Origin of the sequence: Paenirhodobacter sp. (assembly GCF_050177655.1) — a bacterium.
Classification (GTDB): Bacteria; Pseudomonadota; Alphaproteobacteria; order Rhodobacterales; family Rhodobacteraceae; genus Rhodobacter.
The window spans coordinates 1-23,512 of sequence record NZ_JBFXGV010000014.1 but is presented as its reverse complement, the minus strand read 5'-3'; the positions used below and the strand labels follow the sequence as shown (position 1 = coordinate 23,512).

23 protein-coding genes are annotated in these 23,512 nt (G+C 68.2%); 4 read left to right on the top strand and 19 right to left on the bottom strand.

Annotated features, from left to right (window positions below):
* Position 1: 1 nt before the first annotated feature.
* Genes AB7U46_RS07460 through paaN form a run of 6 tightly spaced genes read right to left on the bottom strand, consistent with a single transcriptional unit; the run spans position 2 to position 6,176 of the window.
* The gene (locus tag AB7U46_RS07460) at positions 2 to 703 is read right to left on the bottom strand and encodes an ABC transporter ATP-binding protein (RefSeq protein ID WP_428336323.1); all 702 of its coding nucleotides are present in this window, start codon (positions 701 to 703) and stop codon (positions 2 to 4) included.
* Positions 690 to 1,466 (bottom strand): ABC transporter ATP-binding protein, encoded by a 777-nt coding sequence (locus AB7U46_RS07455; protein WP_428336322.1) that lies wholly within the window; start codon positions 1,464 to 1,466, stop codon positions 690 to 692. Before AB7U46_RS07455 ends, AB7U46_RS07460 begins: the two co-directional genes overlap by 14 nt.
* Positions 1,463 to 2,419: a branched-chain amino acid ABC transporter permease gene (locus AB7U46_RS07450; protein ID WP_428336321.1), complete on the bottom strand. Its 957-nt coding sequence runs from the start codon at positions 2,417 to 2,419 to the stop codon at positions 1,463 to 1,465. The genes AB7U46_RS07455 and AB7U46_RS07450 overlap by 4 nt, the downstream gene beginning before the upstream one ends.
* A gap of 1 nt (position 2,420) precedes the next feature.
* On the bottom strand, positions 2,421 to 3,293 hold the full coding sequence (locus AB7U46_RS07445; protein WP_428336320.1) for a branched-chain amino acid ABC transporter permease: 873 nt from the start codon (positions 3,291 to 3,293) through the stop codon (positions 2,421 to 2,423).
* Between the two features lie 52 nt (positions 3,294 to 3,345).
* The gene (locus AB7U46_RS07440) at positions 3,346 to 4,491 is read right to left on the bottom strand and encodes an ABC transporter substrate-binding protein (protein WP_428336319.1); all 1,146 of its coding nucleotides are present in this window, start codon (positions 4,489 to 4,491) and stop codon (positions 3,346 to 3,348) included.
* 44 nt (positions 4,492 to 4,535) lie between these two features.
* Entirely contained in the window at positions 4,536 to 6,176 is a 1,641-nt protein-coding gene (gene paaN / locus AB7U46_RS07435; RefSeq protein WP_428336318.1) for a phenylacetic acid degradation protein PaaN, read from the bottom strand.
* Positions 6,177 to 6,278: 102 nt separating this feature from the next.
* On the opposite strand from paaN, the gene paaG reads away from it, so the two are divergent.
* From paaG to AB7U46_RS07415, 4 genes are all read left to right on the top strand, one after another.
* Positions 6,279 to 7,067 (top strand): 2-(1,2-epoxy-1,2-dihydrophenyl)acetyl-CoA isomerase PaaG, encoded by a 789-nt coding sequence (paaG, locus tag AB7U46_RS07430; protein WP_428336317.1) that lies wholly within the window; start codon positions 6,279 to 6,281, stop codon positions 7,065 to 7,067.
* 26 nt (positions 7,068 to 7,093) lie between these two features.
* On the top strand, positions 7,094 to 7,525 hold the full coding sequence (gene paaI / locus AB7U46_RS07425) for a hydroxyphenylacetyl-CoA thioesterase PaaI (protein ID WP_428336355.1): 432 nt from the start codon (positions 7,094 to 7,096) through the stop codon (positions 7,523 to 7,525).
* Between the two features lie 26 nt (positions 7,526 to 7,551).
* Positions 7,552 to 8,862 carry a phenylacetate--CoA ligase PaaK gene (paaK, locus tag AB7U46_RS07420; RefSeq protein ID WP_428336316.1) on the top strand — a complete coding sequence of 437 codons (1,311 nt, stop codon included), beginning with the start codon at positions 7,552 to 7,554 and terminating at the stop codon, positions 8,860 to 8,862.
* 112 nt (positions 8,863 to 8,974) lie between these two features.
* Positions 8,975 to 9,574: a TetR/AcrR family transcriptional regulator gene (locus tag AB7U46_RS07415; protein ID WP_428336315.1), complete on the top strand. Its 600-nt coding sequence runs from the start codon at positions 8,975 to 8,977 to the stop codon at positions 9,572 to 9,574.
* A gap of 24 nt (positions 9,575 to 9,598) precedes the next feature.
* Here the strand turns inward: AB7U46_RS07415 and AB7U46_RS07410 are convergent, their stop codons facing one another.
* The 13 genes from AB7U46_RS07410 to AB7U46_RS07350 form a co-directional block, all read right to left on the bottom strand.
* Positions 9,599 to 10,213 carry a transferase hexapeptide repeat family protein gene (locus AB7U46_RS07410; protein ID WP_428336314.1) on the bottom strand — a complete coding sequence of 205 codons (615 nt, stop codon included), beginning with the start codon at positions 10,211 to 10,213 and terminating at the stop codon, positions 9,599 to 9,601.
* The gene (gene paaZ / locus AB7U46_RS07405) at positions 10,210 to 12,273 is read right to left on the bottom strand and encodes a phenylacetic acid degradation bifunctional protein PaaZ (protein WP_428336313.1); all 2,064 of its coding nucleotides are present in this window, start codon (positions 12,271 to 12,273) and stop codon (positions 10,210 to 10,212) included. The genes AB7U46_RS07410 and paaZ overlap by 4 nt, the downstream gene beginning before the upstream one ends.
* A gap of 17 nt (positions 12,274 to 12,290) precedes the next feature.
* A complete protein-coding gene (locus AB7U46_RS07400) occupies positions 12,291 to 13,031 on the bottom strand; it encodes a Phenylacetic acid catabolic protein (protein WP_428336312.1) in 741 nt (246 codons plus the stop codon).
* Between the two features lie 23 nt (positions 13,032 to 13,054).
* Positions 13,055 to 14,131: a 1,2-phenylacetyl-CoA epoxidase subunit PaaE gene (paaE, locus tag AB7U46_RS07395; protein ID WP_428336311.1), complete on the bottom strand. Its 1,077-nt coding sequence runs from the start codon at positions 14,129 to 14,131 to the stop codon at positions 13,055 to 13,057.
* A gap of 19 nt (positions 14,132 to 14,150) precedes the next feature.
* Positions 14,151 to 14,663 (bottom strand): 1,2-phenylacetyl-CoA epoxidase subunit PaaD, encoded by a 513-nt coding sequence (gene paaD / locus AB7U46_RS07390; protein ID WP_428336310.1) that lies wholly within the window; start codon positions 14,661 to 14,663, stop codon positions 14,151 to 14,153.
* A 4-nt stretch (positions 14,664 to 14,667) separates the two neighbouring features.
* Positions 14,668 to 15,456 carry a 1,2-phenylacetyl-CoA epoxidase subunit PaaC gene (gene paaC, locus AB7U46_RS07385; RefSeq protein WP_428336309.1) on the bottom strand — a complete coding sequence of 263 codons (789 nt, stop codon included), beginning with the start codon at positions 15,454 to 15,456 and terminating at the stop codon, positions 14,668 to 14,670.
* Entirely contained in the window at positions 15,456 to 15,740 is a 285-nt protein-coding gene (paaB, locus tag AB7U46_RS07380) for a 1,2-phenylacetyl-CoA epoxidase subunit PaaB (protein WP_428336308.1), read from the bottom strand. Before paaB ends, paaC begins: the two co-directional genes overlap by 1 nt.
* 46 nt (positions 15,741 to 15,786) lie before the next feature.
* Positions 15,787 to 16,776, bottom strand: a complete 990-nt coding sequence (paaA, locus tag AB7U46_RS07375; protein ID WP_428336307.1) for a 1,2-phenylacetyl-CoA epoxidase subunit PaaA — start codon at positions 16,774 to 16,776, stop codon at positions 15,787 to 15,789.
* Positions 16,777 to 16,793: 17 nt separating this feature from the next.
* Entirely contained in the window at positions 16,794 to 17,999 is a 1,206-nt protein-coding gene (gene pcaF / locus AB7U46_RS07370; protein ID WP_428336306.1) for a 3-oxoadipyl-CoA thiolase, read from the bottom strand.
* A 165-nt stretch (positions 18,000 to 18,164) separates the two neighbouring features.
* Positions 18,165 to 18,989: a PaaX family transcriptional regulator C-terminal domain-containing protein gene (locus AB7U46_RS07365; protein ID WP_428336305.1), complete on the bottom strand. Its 825-nt coding sequence runs from the start codon at positions 18,987 to 18,989 to the stop codon at positions 18,165 to 18,167.
* A gap of 15 nt (positions 18,990 to 19,004) precedes the next feature.
* Positions 19,005 to 20,060, bottom strand: coding sequence for a hypothetical protein (locus AB7U46_RS07360; protein WP_428336304.1), 1,056 nt, complete (start codon positions 20,058 to 20,060; stop codon positions 19,005 to 19,007).
* A 2-nt stretch (positions 20,061 to 20,062) separates the two neighbouring features.
* Complete coding sequence (locus AB7U46_RS07355) at positions 20,063 to 22,738, bottom strand: pentapeptide repeat-containing protein (protein ID WP_428336303.1); 2,676 nt, start codon at positions 22,736 to 22,738, stop codon at positions 20,063 to 20,065.
* A 99-nt stretch (positions 22,739 to 22,837) separates the two neighbouring features.
* The gene (locus AB7U46_RS07350) at positions 22,838 to 23,299 is read right to left on the bottom strand and encodes a hypothetical protein (RefSeq protein WP_428336302.1); all 462 of its coding nucleotides are present in this window, start codon (positions 23,297 to 23,299) and stop codon (positions 22,838 to 22,840) included.
* Positions 23,300 to 23,512 lie beyond the last annotated feature (213 nt).

The window sequence follows — 23,512 nt, the reverse complement described above, 5'->3', positions numbered from 1 at the left end:
TTCAGATCCCCAGATAGGCCTCACGGATGCGCGGATCGGCGATCAGCTCCGCCGCCGCCCCCTGCATCGTGATCTGGCCGGTTTCCATGACATAGCCGCGATCGGCGATCTTCAGCGCGCCGAACGCATTCTGTTCCACCAGGAGCACGGTGACGCCAAGCGCCTTGAGCCCCTGCACCACCTCGAAGATCTGGCTCACCACGATCGGCGCGAGCCCCATCGAGGGCTCGTCGAGCAGCAGGCACGAGGGCCGCCCCATCAGCGCCCGCGTCATCGCGAGCATCTGCTGCTGGCCGCCCGAAAGCCCGCCCGCGGCCAGATTGCGCTTCTCGCGCAGGATCGGGAACATCTGGAAGGCGGTCTCCATGTCCTTTTCGACGCGGTCGTCGCTGAACAGGAAGGCACCGAGGCGCAGGTTCTCCTCCACCGTGAGATTGGTGAAGATCTGCCGCCCCTCGGGCGATTGCGCGAGCCCGCGGGCAAGGCGGCGATGCGCGGGCACCACCGTCAGCGGCTCGCCGCGGAAGGTGATCGCGCCCGCCGTGACCGGCTGCACGCCGGACAGACAGCGCAGCAGCGTCGTCTTGCCCGCGCCATTCGCGCCGACCACGGTGACGATCTCGCCGCTCTCGACCGTGAGGTCGATCCCGTGCAGCACCTCGATGCGCCCGTAACGTGTGCGCAGCCCCTCAACCGTCAGCATGGCCGGCCTCCGTTCCCAGATAGGCAGCGATCACCTCGGGGTTGCGGCTGACCTCGGCCGGCGCGCCCTCGGCGATCTTCTCGCCGTGGTCGAGCACGACGATATGGTTGGAAATCCGCATCACCATCTTCATGTCGTGCTCGACGAGCAGGATGGCGACGCCCGAAGCCGCGACCTCGGCGATCAGATGGTCGATCTCCTCGGTCTCGACCGCGTTGCAGCCGGCGGCGGGTTCGTCGAGGAGCAGCACCTTCGGCTCCATCGCGAGCGCGCGGGCGATCTCGAGCCGCTTGAGCGAGCCGTAGGAAAGGCTCGCGGCCTCCCGGTCGGCGGCGCGGTCAAGCCCGACCCGGGCCAGAAGCGCCCGCGCCCGCTCCTCCGCCGCCCGCGCCCGGCGGCGCGATCCCGGCAGGCTGAGCAGATCGGCCAGAACCGAGCCGCGCTCGCGCAGGTGAAACCCGGTGACGGCGTTTTCCAGCACGCTCATGTTCTGGAAGATCTGAAGGTTCTGGAAAGTGCGCGACATGCCGCGCTGTGCCAGGCGGAAGGGTTCCATCCCCGTCACCTCGGCGCCGCTCAGCAGCACCCGCCCCGATCCGGGCCGGTAGACGCCCGAGATCATGTTGAAAAGCGTGGTCTTGCCCGCGCCATTCGGCCCGATCACCGAGACGATCTCGCCCGGGCCGACCTGAAAACTCACGTCATGGACCGCGCGCAGCCCGCCAAAGGCGATGCCGAGGCCCTCGATCTGCAAGAGGCTCATTCGTCCCTCCCCCGGATGCGGCGCAGGATCGAGGGCACGAGACCCTCGGGCAAAAAGATCATCACCGCCATCATCACCGCGCCGAGGATCAGCTGTTCGTAATCGGAAAACACGGTGAGCACCTGCGGAAGCAGCGTCAGCACACCGGCGCCCAGAATCGCGCCCGGCACCGAGGCGACACCGCCCAGAACCGCCATCGTCACCATCTCGACTGAATGCAGGAAGCCCGCGATGTCGGGGGTGACGAACTTGTTCTGCAGCGCCATCAGCGAGCCCGCAACCGAGGCGTAGATCGCCGAGATCACGAAGGCCTGCAGCTTCACCCGCGCGACGTCGATGCCGACGGTGCCGGCGGCGACTTCGGAGCCGTGCAGCGCGCGCAGGGCGCGTCCGGTCGGGCTCGAATGCAGGTTGAGCGCGATCCAGGCGCCGATCAGCAGGCAGATCCCGGTCAGCGCATACCAGAACTCGCCATTCGTGAGGCTCAGCCCCCAGTCCTTGAGCAACCCGCGCAGCCCGAGGTCAGGCACCTCGATCCCGTCCGGGCCGCGGGTCAGCGCGCGCTCGTTGTTGAGCACCATCGAGACGAGGATGCCAAAGCCGAGCGAGGCGACGCCGAGGTAATAGCCCTTGAGCCGCAGGATCGGGCGCCCGACGAGAAAGGCGAGCACGCCCGAGACCGCGGCGCCGAGCACGATGGCAAGCGCCGGCGGCAGGCCCCAATGCACCGGGGCGAGCGCGCAGGCATAGCCGCCGATCCCGGCGAAACCCGCATGACCAAGGCTGATCTGCCCGGCATAGCCGGTCAGGATCACGATCCCGGTCACCGCAAGCCCGTTGACGAAAAGCATCGAGCCCACGCGGAAATAATAGCCCGAGGGGAAGAAGAAGGGGGTGAGCGCGATCAGCGCGGCGAGGAACAGCAGCGTCGCGTATTTGGTCGAGATCCGCATGTCACACCCGCTCCGTCGATTGCCGGCCGAAGAGGCCCTGCGGCATGAAGAACAGCACCGCGAGGATGATGACGAAGGCGGCGGCGTCCTTGTATTGCGAGGACAGATACCCCGCCGTCAGCGCCTCGATCAGGCCCAGCAGCAGCCCGCCCGCGAAGGCGCCCTTCGGATTGCCCATGCCGCCGAGCATCGCCGCGGCAAAGCCCTTCAGCGCAAGGCCGAGGCCGACGTCATAGGAGGTGAGCGTGATCGGCGTGACGAGCACCCCGCCAAAGGCCCCGATCGCCGCCGAAAGCGCGAAGGAGAGCGTCATCACGAATTTCGTGTCGATGCCGACGAGCTGCGCGGCAAGGCGGTTGTTCGAGGTGGCGAGCACCGCGCGGCCCAGCAGCGTGCGGGTGAAGAAAAGCCACAGCGCCGCAAAGACCGCCACGGCGCCGCCGATCACCCAGAGGCTCTGGCTCAGGATCGTCGCGCCCATCACATGGATCGGCGCATCGCCCGAAAACGCCGGGAAGCTGTGGATCTGCTTGTCGAAGACAAGCTGCGCCGCGCCGCGCACGAAGATCGAGGCGCCGATCGTGATGATGATGAGCGAGACGACCGGCGCGCCGCGGGCGGGCTCGATCGCGAGCCGGTTCAGCGCGACGCCAATCACCGCGGTGGCGGCGATCGCGATCAGCGCGGCAAGCGGCAAGGGCAGCCCCGCCGTATGGGCGAAGACGGTGGTCATGCCGCCGAGCATGACGAATTCGCCCTGCGCGAAATTCACCACGCCCGAGGCGTTGAAGATGATGGTGAAGCCGAGCGCAACGAGCGCGTAGACCGCGCCCACCGTCAGCCCCGAAAACAGAAATTGCAGAAGTTCGGACATGTGCCCCCCGAGGGATGTGGCGAGGCCGGCCCCGGGCGGGGCCGGCGCGCGGTCAGTCGACGAGGGTCCAGCCGCCGGCCTTCACCTCGAGCATGCGGAACGCGCTCAGATCGAGGCCGAGGTGATCCTCGGGCGACATCGTGTAGATCCCGGTCACGCCGACGAGGCCCGAGGTCGTCTCCAGCGCGTCGCGGATCGCCGCGGGCTCGGTCGAACCCGCCCGCGCCACCGCGTCGAGCACGAGGGCAAGCCCGTCATGGGCATAGCCGCCAAAGGTGCTCACCGGCTGGTTGAACTTCGCCTCATAGGCCGCCTTGTATTCGGTCACGACCGGCTTTTGCGCATCGCCCTCGGGCAGCTGATCCGCGACCAGAAGCGCGGTGCCCGGCAGCCGCACCCCCTCGGCCGCCGCGGCGCCCGCAAGCTTGATGAACCCGTCCGAGGCGACGCCATGCGACTGGTAAAGCGGCAGCGCGATGCCCAACTGCGCATAGTTGCGCGTCACGATCGCCGGCCCCTGGCCAAAGCCCGGGTTCAGCACCGCCTGCACGCCCTCCGCGTTCTTGATCTTCGTCAGCTGCGCCGTCATGTCGGCGTCCTTCGGATCATAGGTCTCGTCGGCGACGACCGTGATGCCGTAATCGCCCACGACATCCTTGCACTGCGCCTGCATCGAGGCGCCAAAGCCGTCGGTGCCCGAGATCATGCCAATATTGGTGAAGCCGCGCGCCTGCATGTCGGCAAAGATCTTCTGGCAGGCCATGCGGTCGGTGTGCGGGGTCTTGAAGGTGAAGGGCTTCACCGGCTGGATGATCTCGATCGCGCCGGCGAGCGAGACGAAGGGCACTTCGGCATCCTCGGCGACCGAGAGGATCGCCATCGTGGTGCCGGTGGTCGAGCCGCCGACGATCGCCTGCACCTCGTCATCCTCGATCAGGCGGGTGGCGAAGGTGCGCGCCTTGTTCGCGTCGCCGCCGTCGTCGTAAAGCACGAGTTCGACTTTCTCGCCGTTCACGCCGCCCTTGGCGTTGATCTCCTCGACCATCATCTCGAGCGTCTTCGCCTCCGGGTCGCCCAGAAAGGCGGCGGGGCCGGTCGCGGAAACCGAGGCGCCGATCTTGATCTCGGCGCTCGCCGCGGTGGCGAGGCCAAGCGCGATCAGCGCGGCCGGAACGGTCGTCGTCAGGGTCTTCTTCATCTTCTCTTCTCCTCCCAGAGAGCGTGGTGAATAAGGCAGGGAACTCAGGCGGCGGGGCGCCGCCACATCACCCGGCGGAACCGCGGGGTGACAAAGGCCGTATCGGTCAGGCTGGCGGTGCCGGCGGGATTGGCGCCGGTCACGTGGAAATCGCTGAAGCCTGCGGACTGGTTGACGAAAATCGCGCCGGAAAGGTTGATCGACAGGTTCACCCCCGCCGCCATGAAGGCCTCGATCGCGCGCGCGATGCGGGCCTCGTCGGTGTCCCAGAGCGCGGCGGTGATCGCGCCCTTCTCGCGCGCCAGATCCGCCGCCCGGGCAATGCCCGCATCGGCATCGGGCACCGACACGACAAAGGCGATCGGGCCGAAACATTCCGCGCCGCTCACCGGATCTTCGCCGTCCACGGCCAGCAGGAGCGGCGAGGCGAGACGCCCCTCCCCGCTGCTCTCGCGTAGCACCCGGCCAAGCCCGCGCGCGGCATCGAGCCGCGCCCGCGTCGCCGGATTGGCAAGGCGCCCCAGCACGCCCTCGGCGCGCGCGGGATCGGCCAGCAGCGCGTCGATCGCCGCGGCGATCCCCGCCGCGACCTCGTCGAAACTCTTCGGGCCCTGATCCGTCTCGATCCCGCCCGCGGGCACGTAGATGTTCTGCGGCGCGGTGCACATCTGCCCGGAGTAGAGCGCGAGCGAGAAGGCGAGATTGGCGCAGAGCCCGGCGAAATCATCGCTCCCCGCGATCACCACGCTGTTCACCCCGGTCTCCTCGGTGAAAAGCTGCGCCTGCCGCGCGTGGGCCCGCAGCCAGTCGCCGAAAGCGCCCGAGCCGGTGTAGTCGATCAGCTTCACCGCCGGATCGGTGGCGAGATCCTTGGTGATCTCCGCCCCCGGCGCGTCGACGGCCAAGAGCACCGCGTCGGCGGGCAGACCGGCCTCGACCAGCACCGCGCGCAGCACCCGCACGGTTAGCGCGAGCGGCAGGATCGCGGCGGGATGCGGCTTCACGATCACCGGATTGCCGGTGGCGAGGCTCGCGAAAATGCCGGAATAGGAGTTCCAGGTCGGGAAAGTGTTGCAGCCGATCGCGAGCGAAACGCCGACCGGCACCACCCGCCAGTGTTTCTCGAGCACGATCGGCGCCGCCTTGCCCTGCGGCTTTTCCCAGCGCGCCTCGGCGGCGAAACGGGTCATCTCCGCCCAGGCCATCGCCACCGCCTCGAGCGCGCGGTCCTGCGCATGCGGCCCGCCCGCCTGAAACGCCATCGCGAAGGCCTGGCCGGTGGTGTGCATCACCGCATTCGCCATCAGGAAACTCATCGCGTTGAGCCGCGCAAGCGCCTCGAGGCAGACCCCGATTCGCGCCTCGATCCCGGCCGCGGCGAGCGCCGGGCGCGCAGCTTCGCCCGCCGCGATCAGCGCCCCGGGCGCGGCCGCCGGATAGGTAATTCCGAGCGCGGGACCAAAGGGCGAGAGCTCGGCGCCAAGCCGCGCGGTCTCGGGGTGGCCGGCAATCTCGAAAGGCTTGTTCAACAGGGATTCATAGGAAGCGAGCCCCTCTTCGCGGGCGTGCTCGCCATAGATCTTGCCGCTCGGCACCTCGGCGAAGGGCGTCCAGTAGCCGCGCGTGCGCAGCGCCGAAGCCGCAGCCTCCAGCATCGGCCGATGACGGTCGAAAAGCTCTGTCATGGTGTTCCTCCCTGAACTTGAGATTATCATTGACCGACCGGTCGGTTTATGCAACAGATATTTTCAGGGAGCCCCGGGATGCCCGGGGAACGGGAGACTGCGATGATTGAGACGGTGCTGAGCGCGCTGTCGGCGGGGGTGCTGACGCTTACCCTCAACCGACCGGAAAAACTCAATTCCTTCAACGAGGAGATGCATCTCGCACTGCGGGCGGGCTTTGAGCGGGCCCGCGACGATGCCGCGGTGCGCGCGGTGCTGCTCACTGGGGCGGGGCGCGGCTTCTGCGCGGGGCAGGATCTCGGCGATCGCGATCCGCGGCGCGGCGGCCCGGCCCCCGATCTCGGCGCGACGCTGGAAACCTTCTACAACCCGACGCTGCGGCTGATCCGGGCGCTGGAAAAACCCGTGATCTGCGCGGTGAACGGCGTCGCCGCCGGGGCCGGGGCGAATATCGCGCTCGCCTGCGACATCGTTCTCGCCGCGAAATCGGCGAAATTCATCCAGGCCTTCTCGAAGATCGGCCTCGTGCCCGACGCGGGCGGCAGCTGGTCGCTTGCCCGCATCCTGGGCGAGCCGCGCGCAAAGGCGCTCGCCCTCACCGCCGAGCCGCTGCCCGCCGAAACCGCCGCCGATTGGGGGCTGATCTGGCGCGCGGTCGAAGACGCCGATCTGGCAGCCGAGGCGACGGCGCTCGCCACCCGCCTCGCCGCCGGGCCGACGCTCGGCCTCGGCCTCACCAAGCGGCTGATCCAGCAGGCGGCCACGACGACGCTCGACGCGCAGCTCGATCTCGAGCGCGACGCGCAGCGCGCGGCCGGGCGCAGCGCGGATTACGCAGAGGGCGTCACCGCCTTCCTTGAAAAGCGCAAGCCGGAGTTCCAGGGGAAATGACCACGCCCGCGAAACCGCTTGCCGAAATGACCCCGCAGGAGATCGCCGAGGCCTCCGCCGCCGCGATGTGGAACGACGACGCGGCAAGCCGGCGCCTCGGCATGAGCCTCGAGCATGTCGGCCCGGGCACGGCCACGCTTTCGATGGTGGTCACGCAGGAGATGTCGAACGGTCATGGCACCTGCCACGGCGGCTATATCTTCCTGCTCGCCGACAGCGCCTTTGCCTTCGCCTGCAACGCGCACAATCAGCGCGCCGTGGCGCAACACTGTTCGATCACCTATCTTGTTCCCGGGAGGATCGGGGAACGGCTGACGGCCGAGGCGCGGGAGGTGTCGCGCCGGGGCCGCTCGGGGATCTACGACATTCGCATCACCAATGAGGACGGTGAGCAACTGGCCGAATTCCGCGGCCATTCGCGCACCGTCAAGGGCACACATATTCCGGTCGGGGAGTGACCGGAGGCATGTTCAGGGAGGAAACCATGCAAGACCTGTCCTTTGGCCGCAAGGATCTCGACCCGATCGAGACCGCCTCGCGCGACGAGATCGAAGCGCTGCAATTCCACCGCATGAAGCGGTCGCTGAAGCACGCTTTCGAGAATTCGCCCTTCTACCGCAAGCGCTTCATCGAACATGACGTGCATCCCGAGGAGCTGAAATCGCTCTCCGACATCGCGAAGTTCCCCTTCACCACGAAGCAGGATCTGCGCGACACCTACCCGTTTGGCATGTTCGCCGTGCCGCAGACGAAGCTCGTGCGCATCCACGGCTCCTCGGGCACCACCGGCAAGCCGACCGTCGTGGGCTATACCGCGAACGACATCGACCACTGGGCGAACCTGATCGCGCGCTCGATCCGCGCGGCGGGCGGGCGGCCCGGCGACATGCTGCACAACGCCTATGGCTACGGGCTGTTCACCGGCGGCATCGGCGCGCATTACGGGGCGGAGCGCCTTGGCTGCACCGTCGTGCCGATCTCGGGCGGCATGACCGAGCGGCAGGTGACGCTGATCAACGATTTCAAGCCGCGCATCATCATGGTGACGCCCTCCTACGTGCTCTCGATCCTCGACGAGTTCCGCCGCCAGGGGCTCGACCCGCGCGAAAGCTCGCTCGAGATCGGCATCTTCGGCGCCGAACCCTGGACCAACGCGATGCGCGAGGAAATCGAGCAGGCCTTCAACATGCAGGCGGTCGACATCTACGGCCTCTCCGAGGTGATGGGCCCGGGCGTCGCGCAGGAATGCGTGGAAACCAAGGACGGGCTGCATGTCTGGGAAGATCATTTCTATCCCGAGATCATCGACCCGGTGACCGGCGAAGTGCTGCCCGACGGGCAGGTGGGCGAGCTCGTCTTCACCACGCTCACCAAGGAAGGCCTGCCGATGGTGCGCTACCGCACCCGCGATCTGACGCGGCTTTTACCGGGCACCGCGCGCTCGATGCGGCGGATCGAGAAGATCACCGGCCGCTCGGACGACATGATCATCCTGCGCGGCGTCAATGTCTTCCCGACCCAGATCGAGGAGCAGATCCTGAAATGTGCGGGCCTCGCACCGCATTTCCAGATCGAGCTTTCCCGCTCGGGCCGGATGGACAGCATGACGGTGCATGTCGAATGCGCCCCCGATCAGGTCGATGCCGGCGCGCGCGCCGCCTCGGCGAAGGAACTGGCCCATCACATCAAGAGCGTGGTGGGGATCTCGACCAAGATCGAGGTGAAGGATCCGAACGCGATCGCGCGCTCGGAAGGCAAGGCGAAGCGGGTTCTCGACAACAGACCCAAGGAATGATCGGGGCGCGGCCCCGCGGCGCGGTGACAGAGGCGCCCGGGGCCGTTAAGGCAATCCCGGAAATGAAAGCCGGGGCCGGCTGGCCCCGGCCTTGACGATTGAAGGAAGCGGCATGGCTCGGACCCGGGCGACGGATTTCGAAGACAAGCGGCGCGGCATTCTCGAACATGCCGCGGCCGTCTTTGCGGAACAGGGCATGGAAAAGGCCTCGATGGCGCAGATCGCGGCGCATGGGCAGGTCTCGAAGGCGCTGCTTTACCACTATTACCCCAGCAAGGATGCGCTGATCTTCGCGATCATCACCACCCATCTCGAGGAGCTCGACGCCGCGATCGCGGCCGCCGAGGAGCCCGCCCTGCCGCCGCAGGCGCGGCTGCGCCGGCTCGTCGGTGCGGTGCTCGAGAATTATCGCGGCGCGGACAACGAACACAAGGTGCAGCTCAATGCCACCTCGGCGCTTTCGGACGAGGAGAAGGCCGCGATCCTCGCGATCGAAAAGCGGATCGTGAAGCGCTTCGCCGTCGTGCTGCGCGAGATCAACCCCGAGCTCGACAACCCCGAGCGCCCGCTGCTGACCCCGGTCACCATGTCGCTCTTCGGCATGATGAACTGGGTCTACATGTGGTTCAGGGAAGGCGGCCGGATCACCCGCGACGACTATGCCGATGTGGCGACGACGCTGATCCTCGAGGGGATCAAGGCGGTGCATTGAGGGGCGGTTCCCCGCCCCCTGCCCCTACTCCGCAAACCCCGCGCGTGCCAGCACGAGCGGATCATAGGCCGGCGCCTCGGCCCGGCGCCGCCCGGGTTCGGGCGCGGCAAGCGGTTCGGCCGGCGTGATCTTCTGCGCAGCCTCGATCGCGAGGCGCTGGTAAACCCCGGTGCCCTGCCGTTTCCAGGCGATCTCCTCCTCGGAAAGGCTGCGCACCACCTTCGCGGGCGAGCCGACGGCCAGCACCCCCGGCGGCAGCACCGCGCCGGCCTTCACGAAGGCCATCGCCGCGACGATCGTGTTCTCGCCGACCTCGGCCTCGTCCATCACCACCGCGTTCATGCCGACCATCGCATTGCGCCCGATCCGGCAGCCGTGCAGCACCGCGCCATGGCCGATATGGCCGGACTCGGCGATCACCACATCCTTGCCCGGGAAGGAATGCACGACGCAGGTCTCCTGCACGTTGCAGCCGCGTTCGAGCACGATCCGCCCGAAATCGCCGCGCAGCACCGCGCCCGGGCCGACATAGCAGCCCGGCCCGATCAGCACGTCGCCGATCACCACCGCCTCCGGATGCACGAAGGCGGCGGGGTCGATCACCGGGACGATCCCGTCCCAGGCGTAGACGCGGCTCATTCCGCGGCCTCGGCAAGCGCCGGCCAGGTCTTCGCCACCATCGTCAGCACGTCATATTGCGCGACCACCTCGCCCTTCTGGTTCGTCACCTGACAATCCCAGCGCACCTCGCCATGTTCGGCCGTCTCGCGCGGGTTGATCTCCTTGCAGGTGAGGCGCACCTGCAGCGTGTCGCCGAAATAGACGGGCGTCAGAAAGCGCATATTGTCGACGCCGTAATTCGCGAGCACCGGGCCCGGGTTCGGCTCGACGAACAGCCCCGCCGCGAAAGAGGCGATCAGATAACCATGCGCCACCCGGTCGTCGAAGAACGGGTTCGCCTTCGCGGCGTCGCTGTCCATATGCGCATAGAAAGTGTCGCCGGTGAATTCGGCGAAATGCTCGACATCGGCCTGCGTGACCTCGCGCGCGGCGGTGACCAGCTGATCGCCGATCTTGAGCTCGGCAAGCGATTTGCGGAACGGATGCACGTCGTGGCGCACCTCGGCCCCCTCGATCCAGCGCCCGGTGACGGCAGACAGCAGCCGCGGGCAGCCCTGCACCGCGGTGCGCTGCATGTAATGGGTGACGCCGCGGATGCCGCCCATCTCCTCGCCGCCGCCCGCGCGCCCCGGGCCGCCATGCACCAGCGGCGCAAGCGGCGAGCCGTGGCCGGTCGAGCTTTTGGCCGAGGCGCGGTTGCCGATCAGCACCCGCCCGTGGAAGGGCGCGACGCCCAGCACGACCTCTTCGGCAACGCGCGGATCGTCGGTGAAGACGGAGGAAACCAGCGAGCCCTTGCCAAGTTTCGCCAGCGCCACCGCCTCCTCGATCCCGTCATAGGGCATCACCGTCGAGACCGGGCCGAAGGCCTCGACCTCATGCACCGCCGCCGCCTCGAAGGGCCGCGCGGCGTGCAGAAGCACCGGGTTCAGGAAGGCGCCGGTCTCGGCATCGCCCGAGGCGACGCGCACCATGGCCGGATCGCCCGCGACGATCTCCGCCACCGATTGCAGATCGCGGATCCGGGCGCGGACCTCCTCGCGCTGATCGAGCGAGGCGAGCGCGCCCATCCGCGTGCCCTCGAGCCCCGGCAGGCCGACGGGCGTCTTCGCCAGCCGCTCGCCCAGTGCGGCGACCAGCGCCTCGACCTGCCCACGCGGCGCGATCACACGGCGGATCGCGGTGCATTTCTGCCCCGCCTTCACCGTCATCTCGCGCGCCACTTCCTTGACGAACAAGTCAAATTCCGGCGTGCCGGCGACCGCATCGGGGCCGAGGATCGCGGCGTTCAGACTGTCCGCCTCCATCGTGAAGCGCACCGAATTCGCGATCACCGCCGGATGCGCCTTCAGCTTGCGCCCGGTCGCGGCGGAGCCGGTGAAGGTCACCGCATCCTGGCCCGTGACGTGGTCCAAGAGATCGCCGACCGAGCCGCAGATCAGCTGCAGCGCGCCTTCGGGCAGGATCCCGGTCTCGACGATGCGGCGCATCACCAGCTCGGTCAGATAGGCCGATTGCGAGGCCGGTTTCACCACGCAGGGCACCCCGGCGAGCAGCGTCGGCGCGATCTTTTCCAGCATCCCCCAGACCGGGAAGTTGAAGGCGTTGATATGCACCGCCACCCCTTCGAGCGGGGTCAGGATGTGCTGGCCGACGAAGCTGCCGTCGCGCGACAGCCCCTCGACCGCGCCATCGGTAAGCACTCGCGTGTTCGGCAGCTCGCGCCGCCCTTTCGAGGCGAAGGTGAGCATCGTGCCGATGCCGCCCTCGATGTCGATCCAGCCATCGCCGGGGGTCGCGCCGGTGTGCAGGCTTTCGGCGTGGAACTCGTCCTTGAGCGCCATCAGCGCCTGACCAAGCGCCTTCAGCATCGCCGCGCGCTCGTGGAAGGTCATCCGCCGCAGCGCCGGCCCGCCGGTTTCCCGCCCGTAGGCGAGCGCCGCGGCAAAGTCGATCCCGCTCGAGTCGATCAGGGCGACGGTTTCGCCGGTGGCGGCGTCGAGGAGCGGCTGGCCGGGTTTCTCGCCCGGGATCCAGCGCCCGCAGACATGGCTTTCGAGGCGGCGCGGAGAGGTCATGGCGTGTCCTTGTTCTGTCAGAGGCCGAGCGCGGCCAGATGTTCACTCACCTGCGCCTCCCAGCGGGCGCGCAGGGTCTCGTTCGTGTCGTGGCGCAGCCCGAAGCGGCGCAGGAGGTCAAAGCGGGGCGAGGCCTCGGGCCCGAAGCCCGCCGCGACGCGCGGGCGCCAATAGGCGAGCGCCGCGCGCACCGCGTCGGAGGGCCCGAGCAATTCCAGCCCCTCGAGGCCAAGCGCGGCGTGGCGCGCCTCGCGCGGGGCGATCGCGCGGAACACCTCGGCGAGCGGACCGTAGGAAACGCGGGTGAGTTCGGTCATCTGCACCCCGGTCGCGAGCCCCTGCAGCACGTTCATCACCACCGCATCGGCCCAGCCGGTGACCGGATAGCGAAAGACCGAGGAGCGCATGTCCCCCTCGGCGCGGCCAAGCCCGGGCGCGGCGTCACGCGGGGCACGCGCGGCCCAGTCGTGGCTCGCCTCATAGCGCGCCATGTCGGTGCCGAAATCCGCCATCACCGCGAGCACCCGCCCGGCGTGATCGGCCTTTTCGAGCGTGATACGGCTCGCCGCGATCCGCGCCTTGATGCCGGGCGCGAAATTGATCGCCTCGGCAAAGCCCGCGGAGGCCGCGAGTTCGCTGTCGACGAAACCTGCCATCAGCCGCATCAGCTCGCCGCGGTAGCGCGCGGGCACGTTGCCGGGCGCGCTCAGCACGCCGCCCTGCGCGAGATATTCCTCGATGTTCATCGTCTCGGACATGGTTCTCCCCCCTCTCGTCCGGCTTATTCGTCGTAGCTCACGACGAGCTCGGCGCTCACCGGATAGGCCTGGCAGCTGAGCACATAGCCCGCGCGCACCTCGTAATCCTCGAGCGCGTGGTTCACCGCCATCTCGACCTCGCCCTTGAGCACCTTGCAGCGGCAGGTCGAGCAGACCCCGGCCTTGCACGAATAGGGCGCGTCCATCTTCGCCGCGATCGCCGCCTCGAGGATCGTCTGGCCCTCGCGCGGCATCTCGAAGGCGCGCGTGGCACCATCAAGCGTGACCGTCGCCTGCACGCCGCTGCCCGGGGTGACCGCGACCTTCGAGACCGCCTTCGCCTTCGCTCGCCCGGGCTGACCCGAGGCGAAAAGTTCGAAGCGGATCTGCGCGTCCGAGAGCCCCTGCGCGCGCAGGCTTTCCGCGATCGCGAGCATCATCGGCTCCGGCCCGCAGATGAAGGCGGTATCGATCGCCTTAGCATCGAGCCAATGAGCGAACAGCGCCTCCATCTTCGCCGCGTCGATGCGCCCGGTGAAGAGGTCGATCTCCTGCCCCTCCTGTTCGAGCACATGGATCACCGAGAACCGGCCAAGATGGCTGTTCTTCAGATCCTCCAGCTCCTCGCGGAACATGATCGAGCTGATCTGGCGGTTGGCGTAGACGAGGGTGAACTGCGCCTTCGGCTCGCGCGCCAGAACGGTGCGGATGATCGACAAAAGCGGCGTGATCCCCGAGCCGCCGGCAAAGCCGAGGTATTGCTTCGCGGCCTCCGGCTCGAGCGGCGCGCCGAAGCGGCCCATCGGCGCCATCGCCTCGATCTCGTCGCCCGGCGCGAGGTTTTCGTTCGCCCAGGTCGAGAAGGCGCCGCCCTCGACGCGCTTGATCCCGACCTTGAGACAGCCGTCGTCGAGCCCCGAGCAGATCGAATAGGAGCGGCGCAGCTCCTCGCCGTCGAAATCGCGCCGGAAGGTCAGATACTGGCCCTGGGTGAAACCGAAGAGCGCGCGATCCTCCTCGCGCGGGGCGAGGGTCAGCACGACAGCGTCGCGCGTCTCGCGGCGGATCTCGGTGACTTTCAGGGGATGGAAGCGTGCCATTGGGGTCTCCTCCGCATCCTCAGATGCATTTGAAATAGTCGAAGGGTTCGAGGCAGTCGGTGCAGCGGTAACTCGCCTTGCAGGGCGTCGAGCCGAACTGGCTGATCTTTTCGGTCTTGGTCGAGCCGCAGCGCGGGCAGGCGATGGTCAGGTTGCCCCCGCCCGCAAGCCGCGCGATGCGCCCGGCGAGGCGGCCGTCCGCAGCGGTGCCGTCGACGGGCGGCGCGATGCCATAGGCGGCCAGCTTCGCGCGCCCCTCGGCCGTCACCCAATCCGTCGTCCAGGGCGGCGAGAGCCGCCGTTCGAGCCGCAGATCGGTGATGCCGCGGTCGCGCAGCGCGCGCTCGATGTCGAGGTTGATGATGCTCGTCGCCGGGCAGCCGGAATAGGTCGGCGTGACGGTGACGACGAGCGTCTCCCCCTCGTAAGCGAGATCGCGGATGATGCCGAGATCGGTGAGCGAGATCACCGGGATCTCGGGGTCGGGCACCTCGCCAAGCCAGCGCCAGACCTCCTCCAGGGGCGCGGCCATGGCGTCACCAGACCGCGTCGGGATAGGCGCGCTGCAGGAACTGCATCTCGGCCAGGATGAAGCCCAGATGTTCCGAATGCACGCCCTGCCGGCCGCCACCCGCACCGCGGATGCCGTGCTGCCAGCTCTCGCCCGGCCAGTCGAGCGTCGCCTCGGAAAGCACCGCGCGCACGGTCGCCTCCCATTCGGCGCGCAGGCTCGAGGGGAGCGGCGCGATCCCCGCCTCCGCCACCGCCACGTCGGTCGCGTCGTCGTGGAAAAGCTCGCCCGTGTAGCGCCAGAGCGCCGCCAGCGCCGCCGCCATCCGCGCGTGGCTTTCCGCGCTGCCGTCGCCCAGCCGCACCACCAGATCGGCGGAGCGTTCGAGGTGATAGGCCACCTCCTTTTCCGCCTTCGCCGCGATCTCGGCGACGCGCGGATCGGCCGAGGCCTTCAGCGCGCGCAGCAGCGCGATGTGCCAGGCGTCGAACAGGAACTGGCGCATCAGCGTCTGGCCGAAATCGCCGTTCGGGCGCTCGACGAGCAGCGCGTTGCGGAACGCCGCCGCGTCGCGGCGATAGGCGAGGTGATCGGCGCTGCGCCCCTGCCCCTCGACCTCGCCCGCGTATTCGAGCCAGAGCGTGCATTGCCCGATCAGGTCAAGCGCCTGATTGGCGAGCGCGATGTCCTCCTCGAGCACGGGCGCATGGCCGCACCATTCCGAAACCCGGTGGCCAAGGATCAGCGCATTGTCGCCGACCCGCTGCAACCACTCGGAAAACAGTTTCCGATCAAGGGATTGCACCGCACCCATCACATGTGCCCCACTTCTTCCGGAATGTCGAAGAAGGTCGGGTGGCGATAGACCTTGCTGTTCGAGGGCTCGAAAAGCGGCCCCTTGTCCGAGGGCGCCGAGGCGGTGATCGCCTTCGAGGGCACGACCCAGATCGAGACCCCCTCGTTGCGGCGCGTGTAGACGTCGCGCGCATTGCAGATCGCCATCTCGGCATCGGGCGCGTGGAGCGAGCCGACGTGGCGGTGGTTCAGACCGTGCTGACCACGGATGAAGACTTCCCAAAGGGGCCATTCGCTGGACATGTTTTCCTCCCTCAATGCTGCGGGCGGGCCGGCGGCCCGCCGGATCTCATTCGGCGGCGACCGGCGCGCGCGCGGCGGCCTTTTGCGCATGCGCCATCAGCCCCTCGCGGAACCAGGCGCCCTCTTCCCAGGCGCTGACGCGGGCGTTCAGCCGTTCCTCGTTGCACGGGCCATTGCCCGCGATCACCTCGAAGAACTCGTCCCAGTCGGGCTCGGCGAAATCGTGGCCACCCTTTTCCTCGTTCCAGACGAGCGTCTCGTCGGGGATCGAAAGGCCGAGGTATTTCGCCTGCGGCACGGTCTGATCGACGAATTTCTGCCGCAGCTCGTCATTCGTGTTGATCTTGATCTTCCACTGCATCGACTGCGCGGAATGGACCGAGTCCTTGTCCGAGGGGCCGAACATCATCAGCGCCGGATACCAGAAGCGGTTGAGCGCATCCTGCGCCATCGCCTTCTGCTCCGCCGTGCCCGCGGCCATCTTCATCATGATGTCGTAGCCCTGCCGCTGGTGGAAGCTTTCCTCCTTGCAGATGCGGATCATCGCGCGGCTATAGGGCCCGTAGGAGGTGCGCTGCAGCGGCACCTGGTTCATGATCGCCGCGCCGTCGACGAGCCAGCCGACCGCGCCGATATCGGCCCAGTTCAGCGTCGGATAGTTGAAGATCGAGGAGTATTTCATAGCGCCGCTGTGCAGCTTGGCGAGCAGCTCGTCGCGGCTCACGCCAAGCGTCTCGGCGGCGGAATAAAGGTAAAGCCCGTGGCCCGCCTCGTCCTGCACCTTGGCGAGCAGGATCGCCTTGCGCTCGAGCGTGGGCGCGCGGGTGATCCAGTTGCCCTCGGGCAGCTGGCCGACGATTTCGCTGTGCGCGTGCTGGCCGATCTGGCGGATCAGCGTCTTGCGATAGCCCTCGGGCATCCATTCCTTCGGTTCGATCTTCTCGCCGCGGTCGATGCGCTCCTGAAAGGCGATCTCCTCGGGGGTCATCTCGGCGCGGCTCTTCGCGCCTTCGGACTTCACGAGCTGTGCATACATGGCCGTTCCTCCCTCACTCAGACACGTTCGATGATGATCGCGATGCCCTGCCCCACGCCGATGCACATCGTGCAAAGCGCATAGCGCCCGCCGGTGCGGTGGAGCTGATACATCGCGGTGGTGACGAGCCGCGCGCCCGACATGCCGAGCGGATGGCCGAGCGCGATCGCGCCGCCGTTCGGGTTCACATGCGCCGCATCGTCGGGCAGGCCAAGATCGCGCAGCGTGGCGAGCGACTGGCTGGCAAAGGCCTCGTTCAGCTCGATCACATCCATCTGGCCGATGGTCATGCCGGCGCGTTCGAGCACCTTCTTCGCCGCGGGCGCCGGGCCGATGCCCATGATCCGGGGCGGAACCCCCGCCGCCGCCATCGCGACAATCCGCGCCTTGGGCACCAGACCCTGTTTCTCCGCCGCCGCACCCGACAGGATCGCCAGCGCCGCCGCGCCGTCGTTCACGCCCGAGGCATTGCCCGCGGTGACCGACAGATCCGGTCCGTTCACGCCCTTGAGCTTTGCCAGCATCTCGACGGTGGTGCCCGGGCGCGGGTGTTCGTCGGTGTCGACGACGATCGGATCGCCCTTGCGCTGCGGGATCGTCACCGGGACGATCTCCTGCGCGAAAAGCCCCGCCGCCTGCGCCGCCGCCCAACGTTCCTGCGAGCGCGCGGCGAAAGCGTCCTGATCCGCACGCGAGATGCCGAAATCGGCGGCGACGTTGTCGGCGGTCTGCGGCATGCTGTCGACGCCGAATTCCGCCTTCATCTTCGGGTTGACGAAGCGCCAGCCGATCGTGGTGTCATAGACCGCATTCGTGCGCGAGAAGGCGCTTTCCGCCTTTGGCATCACGAAGGGGGCGCGCGACATGCTCTCGACCCCGCCGGCGAGGACGAAATCGCAGTCCCCCGCCTTGATCGCGCGCGCCGCCATGCCGACCGCATCCATCCCCGAGCCGCAAAGCCGGTTCACCGTGGTGCCCGGCACGCCGATCGGCATGCCGGCAAGCAGCACCGCCATCCGGCCCACGTTGCGATTGTCCTCGCCCGCCTGATTGGCGCAGCCGAAGATCAGATCGTCGACCGCCGACCAGTCGACGCCCGGGTTGCGCGCCATCAGCGCCCTGAGCGGCATCGCCGCGAGATCGTCGGCGCGCACCGCGGAAAGCGCCCCGCCATAGCGCCCGATCGGCGTGCGAACCGCGTCACAGATGAAGGCGTCCTGCATGCCCTTCCTCCCTTTCGATGGTGCGAGAAGACCGACGATTCTCCCAATTCGTCGACCGCTTGGTCGGTTTATACGCCGCAATACATCACAGGCAAAGCAATTTTTGCAAGTTTTCCGTGATGCTTTTGCGCACGGAAAATTTCCGACGCGATTTCAATGCGTTGTTCAGGAGAGAGAGGCGAGGCGCGCAGCGCTTTCGGGGGTGGTCTCGGGCAGAAGCCCGTCGACCCCCTCGAAATGCGCGCCGATCCAGCGCTCGGCCCCGGGGCTCAGGCGCGCATAGAGATCACCGAAAAGACGGCGCGCGGCATGGCCCTGCCAGTCCGCGGGCAACGCCGGCGCGGGCAGGCGCGGGTCGCGCAGAAGCACCCCGCGATAGGCATGGACAAGCAATAGCCGCAGCACCAGCGCCGCGGCATCCGACAGCGCGCCCGCCTGCGCCACCGCGCCGAAGCGCTCGAGCATGTCGCGGTAGCGCGCCTGCAGCGCGGTGAGATCCCAGAACCCCGCCAGCGCGGCGAGATCGCCGGGATCGCCCGCCGCAAATAGCAGCGCCCCCTCGGGCACCGGCTGGCCGCGGTCGGGGCGCAGATAGACCTCGCCGCCCATATGCCCCATCCGCTCGCGCCGCGCCGCCTCGAGGCCGAGGCCCGGCGCATGCAGGATCTGCCAGCCCCGCGCCGGGCGCTCGGCGCCGTAAAGCAGCCCGGCCGCCTGATCGAATTCGCGCCGCGCCGAGGCGTCGAGCCGGTAATAGCTGCGCCGCCCCACCCGCTCCCCCGCGAGCCGGTCCATCGCGACAAGCCGCGAGACGGCGGTGCGCACCAGCGACTCGTTGATGCCGACCCGGTCACAGACCTCGATCAGCGTCCCGGTCCAGAGCACGCCCCCCCGCGGCACCACCACATCGCCATAAACGGTGACGATGAAGGCCGCGGCGCGCAGGCCGAGCCCCTCCAGCACGCGCGCGATCAGCTCGCTTTCGGTCATCGGATCCCCGCCACTTCAGCGCAGCTGATGCGCGTTGGTGATGCCGAGCTTGTCCTTCACCGAGGCCCAGATCTCGAAGGCGCGGGTGCGCCCGACGCCGATCGCCACCCCCGCCGTCGAGACGTTCGCCCCCTCGCGCACCGCCTCGAGCATCTGCCGCTCGCGCTCGGTCAGCACCGAGAATTCATCGGGCGAGGCGGCGATGCCGCGCCGCTCGCGGAAGGTGAGAAACCACCATTTCTTGCGCTTCTCGGCATAGAGCGGGTCGGGCGTGAAGGAGGAGGCGGAGACCGACAGCGCCGGCCCCTCGCCCAGATCGTCGCTCAGCACCTGTTCGAGCCAGGGCGCCTCGCCGAAGAGCAGCGCCGAGCGCGGGATCGAAAGCCGCCGGCGCGGCCCGGTGACGCCGACCCAGCCCTTCGCGAGAAAGCCGTCGAAGGCGGAATTCGCGCCGATCAGCTCACCCGAGGGGCCGGCGATGCAGGCCGCGATCTCGAGCTGCGCCATGTGGTCGAGCGCGGCGCGGTTCGACTGCCGGCTGTGCACCAGCTGCTGGCCCGATTGCCAGGCCTTGCGCAAAAAGCGGTAATGCTCCTGCGCGAAGGCCAGCGCGCGCTCGGCCGCATCGGGCAGCGCCGCGTCGAGGAAGATGTTGCAGGCGGTCCAGTGCCCCGGCATCCGGTCGAGTTCAAAGGCGATGGTGTCGTTGATCCCGGTCGGGCGCAGCCAGGAAAAGAAGCGCTGGTCGGGGTAGTCGTCGGGCGGGCAGACGCTCGACATCTGCAGCGGGCGCGAGGGGTAATGCGTGATCTGCGCCTCCGCCCAGGGGTCGATCGTGCGCAGCTCCTCGAGGTAGTAGCGGATCGCCTCCTGCGGGAAACCGCAGACGAGCGGCGAGTGAAACTCGCGTTCGAGCGCGTCGTCATTGACGATCTGGCAATTGCCCGCGTCGCGCAGCGTGATCATCGCCGCCTTCGCCCCGGTGGCCGCGATGATCGTCTCGAGCACCCGATGCCAGCGCTGCGGCTCGGGGATCGCCTCGACGGTGCGCAGAACCAGATCCTCGTGCATGCTCACTCCTCGTCCGGATCGGCCAGCATCCCGGCCGGCATCCCGGAACAGTTTTCGATGATCGGCGCCGCGACCGCAACCTGTTCGAACGAACAGTCGGAAAAGACGCAGTCCCGCCAGCCGACCATCACCAGGTTCGCCTGATCGAAGGAACAGTCCTCGAAGACGCAATTCGTGAAACTGCAGTCCTCGAAATCGGCGCGGTCGAAGCGGGTGTCCTCGAAGCGGCAGCCGGCGAAGCGCATCCCGAAGAAGGCCGCCTGCGAGAAATCCTGATCGACGAATTTCGTGTCGGAGATCCGCGCATCCTTCAGCGTCGATTGCGCGCAGCTGCTGTGCTCGAAGCGGCAGCGCGACAGCGGGCTCGTCACGAAGCGGCTGCGGCGCAGGTTGCAGGAGGTGAAGCGCACCCCCGCGAAATCCACCGCCGACCAGACCCCGCCCTCGAAGCTGCACAGCTCGAAACGCGAACCGGTCACCTCGCCGCCCGAGGCGTAATAGCCCGGCACCTCGCCGCCGTCCCAGAACACGCCCGACAGCGCCTGCACCGAAAACGTGTCGGGCACCGGGTCGCCGATCACCGCATCGGCGGTGCAATTGAGGCTGTAGAAGGGCGTGCAGAACTGGAAGTCGATGCTTTCGAAGGCGAAGGGGAGCTCGAGCTCGGTCAGGCTGTCCCGGCGCGCGCTGCGCACCTGGTTCAGCGCCCCCCAGAAGAGCAGGATCGCCCCGCTCGCGCGTTGCAGCCGCTCGGCGGTGGTCACCTCCGAGACCCAGGTCAGCGCCGGATCCGGCGCCACCCGGGCGAGGCATTGCACGAGGCCCGAGACCTCCTTCGCGCGGTCCCAGACCGTCCAGTCCTGCCGGTCGAAGCGCAAAAGCGCCTCGTCGCGCGCAAACCGCCCGATCTCGCGCGCCTGCGGCCCCGCCATCACCACCCCGATCCAGCGCCGCTCCGCCGCCGCGCGCTCGGCATCCGAACGCCCCGGCCCATGCGCGAGCAAAAGCCGCTCGAAAGCGTCGAAAAGAAAGGTGGTGAGCAGATATTCGGCAAAGGTCCGGTGGGTGAATTCGATCTCGTAGTCGCGTTCGTTGCCGACCAGCCCCCGCGCGAAAGGCGCGCGCTGATAGCGATAATAGAAACTGGTCAACAGCGTCGGATCGCCATTGTCGCCCAGATCGCATTGCAGCCGCTCGAACTTGCCGATCAGCGCCGGCGCGCTTTGCTCGATCACCTGGCGGATCCCCTTCAGGCTGGCCGCGCGCAGCGTGCCGTTCTGCCAGGTCGCAACCGCCATATGCTGCAGCACGTCGACGAAATCGGCGCGCCGCAGCGGCGGGGCGACGGCGCGGTTCCAGTCCTCGCCGCGGCGCACGCGCTCGATGATCTCGGCGTAGATCTCGTTGCGGTTGCGCCGCGAGGTGTGGCTGTCGATCTGCGCGACGACCTCCTCCGCCCCCTCCGACGGGCTCCCCGCCTCCGGCCAGGCCGATTTCGCGATCAGGAAGGCGAGCAGCGGCTCGCGGCTCAGCGTGAACAGGCTCTCGCCCGGATCGTCGAGATAGCGCGGGATCGCGCGGCTGCCGTCGATCCCCTTCGCGCCGGCATAGCGCTCCCACCAGAGCCGGCGCAGGTCGGCGCCGTAGCGAACCGGCTCGCAGCCCGCCTCCGGCTCGAGACGGCCGGAAAGATCGCCCATCTCGTAAAGCGCGCAATGCCCCTCGAAACTGTCGGCGGCAAGCCGCGTCACCGTCTGCCGGCCGAAGACGATCACCCGCACCACCTTGCCATGCGCCTGGCTCAGCGCGATCTCCGAGCGGATCTCGGCCAGCACCTCGAGCACCCGCCGCTCGGCGTAGCTTTGCGCGCCGATCTCGTCGAGCCCGTCGAGGATCAGCGTGAGCCGGCGCTCGCTGGTGTCGCGGAAGGCGTTGAAATAGTGTTTCACCGCGATCGTGTCGTCGACCTGCCGCGGCAGGGTCTCGCCCGGGACATGGGTCTCGCCGCCGATCCGGGTGCCGCGAAAGAAAAGCGTGAAGCCGCCGCGCTCCTGGCTGAGCCGCTGCGCAAGTGTGAGCGCGAGCGCCGATTTCCCGCTCCCCGGCCCGCCGGTGACGAACAGCCAGTCGGCCCCCTCCGCCCCCGCGCCCTCGCCCGGGCGCAGCGCGAAATCGCGCAGGAAATCCTCGTCGCGGGCGGCCTCGGCCCCGGCCAGCCGGTCGCGCAACGCCCCGGGCAGGATCTTGATCGGCACGTAGATCCGGCTCAGCGCAAAGGCCTCGCCGATCACCGGCTGCGCGTAGCGCGCCCGGATCCACTGGTGATGCGCGGTGAAAAGCCGGCGCTGATTGCCCCTCACCGCCTCGAACCGCGCCCAGCATTCGACGAAGGCCGCATCCCAGGCGGGCGCCACGCGCGCGCTGCACAGATGCCGCAGGAGCGCGCGGAAGGCGCGCCGCGCGCCAAGGCTCGGGGGTTTGTCGAGCGTGCTCCAGGCGGCGACGAGCGCCTCGCTGATGCCGCGGCCGCCGGGCTTGAGCAGGTCGAATTCCGCGCTCAGCTCGAAATCGGTCATCCCGCAGCGCGAGACGAAATCGCGCATCAGCTGCGCCGGGGAATACTGCGCCGCCGCGACCGGCGGAGGGGTGGTGACCCTGCGGCTGAAGTCCTGCTCCACGAAAACCTGTCCGGTGAAAATATCTTCCCCCAGATAAGCACGAAAGCCGCGCGCAAGAAAGCGGGCCCCGACGGCACGGCCGGGGCCCGTTGGGCGCGCTCAGGCCGGCATCGCGCCCCTGGGCCCCTCGCCGATCTCGCCGGAGATGAAGCTGCGCACCGGCTCGATCTTGCGCCAGGAACAGACCTGGAACCGCTGCCCCACCCGGCGCTCGAAGCAGATATGCTGCAGCTGCTCGAAATAGAGGCCGCCCGCGTCGAAGATCCGCACCTGAAGCGGCAGCCGCGCGGGTTTGCTCGGCTCCGCCACCTCGAAGCTGATCCAGACCGGCGCGCGGACCTCGGAGAACCACAGGTGGCGGTGGTAGCGGCTCTGGCAATCCACCGTCCAGACATTGTAGTTCTGACCGATGTCCTGGGCGAAACCCGCGACGTTCTGCGCCGCGTAGAAGTCGTCGCGATAGAGCTTCACCAGATTGTGGAACTGGTCGAAGCTGAGGAACGGCACCCCCTCCTTCGCGCGCTGCATCAGGAAGGGGCGGTGAATTTCATAGGTGATCATGGTGTCCATCCTTGTTGGGGTCGACACCGCCCGCCCGGGCTTGCGGATGGGACAGGCTTAACGCGAAGCGGCCCCGGGGCGGAAAAGACAAACCCCGGGAAAACCCCGGGGAAATCCGCGCATCCAACGGAAATCAAAAGACAATAATTTCACGATTTTCTTTCGGCGCATCCTCGGCCGCCGCCCGCCCGGCGCCCCCCATGCTGCGCCGCG

Bases quoted from the DNA above. Each gene is read 5' to 3' on its own strand.
- paaB (WP_428336308.1), bottom strand. From the start codon at position 15,740: ATGTCCAGCGAATGGCCCCTTTGGGAAGTCTTCATCCGTGGTCAGCAC.
- AB7U46_RS07415 (WP_428336315.1), top strand. From the start codon at position 8,975: ATGGCTCGGACCCGGGCGACGGATTTCGAAGACAAGCGGCGCGGCATT.
- paaE (WP_428336311.1), bottom strand. From the start codon at position 14,131: ATGGCACGCTTCCATCCCCTGAAAGTCACCGAGATCCGCCGCGAGACG.
- AB7U46_RS07360 (WP_428336304.1), bottom strand. From the start codon at position 20,060: ATGCACGAGGATCTGGTTCTGCGCACCGTCGAGGCGATCCCCGAGCCG.
- pcaF (WP_428336306.1), bottom strand. From the start codon at position 17,999: ATGCAGGACGCCTTCATCTGTGACGCGGTTCGCACGCCGATCGGGCGC.
- AB7U46_RS07365 (WP_428336305.1), bottom strand. From the start codon at position 18,989: ATGACCGAAAGCGAGCTGATCGCGCGCGTGCTGGAGGGGCTCGGCCTG.
- paaD (WP_428336310.1), bottom strand. From the start codon at position 14,663: ATGGCCGCGCCCCTGGAGGAGGTCTGGCGCTGGCTTGGCGAGGTGCCC.
- AB7U46_RS07350 (WP_428336302.1), bottom strand. From the start codon at position 23,299: ATGATCACCTATGAAATTCACCGCCCCTTCCTGATGCAGCGCGCGAAG.
- AB7U46_RS07440 (WP_428336319.1), bottom strand. From the start codon at position 4,491: ATGAAGAAGACCCTGACGACGACCGTTCCGGCCGCGCTGATCGCGCTT.
- paaZ (WP_428336313.1), bottom strand. From the start codon at position 12,273: ATGACCTCTCCGCGCCGCCTCGAAAGCCATGTCTGCGGGCGCTGGATC.
- paaK (WP_428336316.1), top strand. From the start codon at position 7,552: ATGCAAGACCTGTCCTTTGGCCGCAAGGATCTCGACCCGATCGAGACC.
- paaC (WP_428336309.1), bottom strand. From the start codon at position 15,456: ATGGGTGCGGTGCAATCCCTTGATCGGAAACTGTTTTCCGAGTGGTTG.
- paaA (WP_428336307.1), bottom strand. From the start codon at position 16,776: ATGTATGCACAGCTCGTGAAGTCCGAAGGCGCGAAGAGCCGCGCCGAG.
- AB7U46_RS07445 (WP_428336320.1), bottom strand. From the start codon at position 3,293: ATGTCCGAACTTCTGCAATTTCTGTTTTCGGGGCTGACGGTGGGCGCG.
- AB7U46_RS07460 (WP_428336323.1), bottom strand. From the start codon at position 703: ATGCTGACGGTTGAGGGGCTGCGCACACGTTACGGGCGCATCGAGGTG.
- paaI (WP_428336355.1), top strand. From the start codon at position 7,094: ATGACCCCGCAGGAGATCGCCGAGGCCTCCGCCGCCGCGATGTGGAAC.
- AB7U46_RS07450 (WP_428336321.1), bottom strand. From the start codon at position 2,419: ATGCGGATCTCGACCAAATACGCGACGCTGCTGTTCCTCGCCGCGCTG.
- AB7U46_RS07455 (WP_428336322.1), bottom strand. From the start codon at position 1,466: ATGAGCCTCTTGCAGATCGAGGGCCTCGGCATCGCCTTTGGCGGGCTG.
- paaG (WP_428336317.1), top strand. From the start codon at position 6,279: ATGATTGAGACGGTGCTGAGCGCGCTGTCGGCGGGGGTGCTGACGCTT.
- AB7U46_RS07410 (WP_428336314.1), bottom strand. From the start codon at position 10,213: ATGAGCCGCGTCTACGCCTGGGACGGGATCGTCCCGGTGATCGACCCC.
- AB7U46_RS07400 (WP_428336312.1), bottom strand. From the start codon at position 13,031: ATGTCCGAGACGATGAACATCGAGGAATATCTCGCGCAGGGCGGCGTG.
- paaN (WP_428336318.1), bottom strand. From the start codon at position 6,176: ATGACAGAGCTTTTCGACCGTCATCGGCCGATGCTGGAGGCTGCGGCT.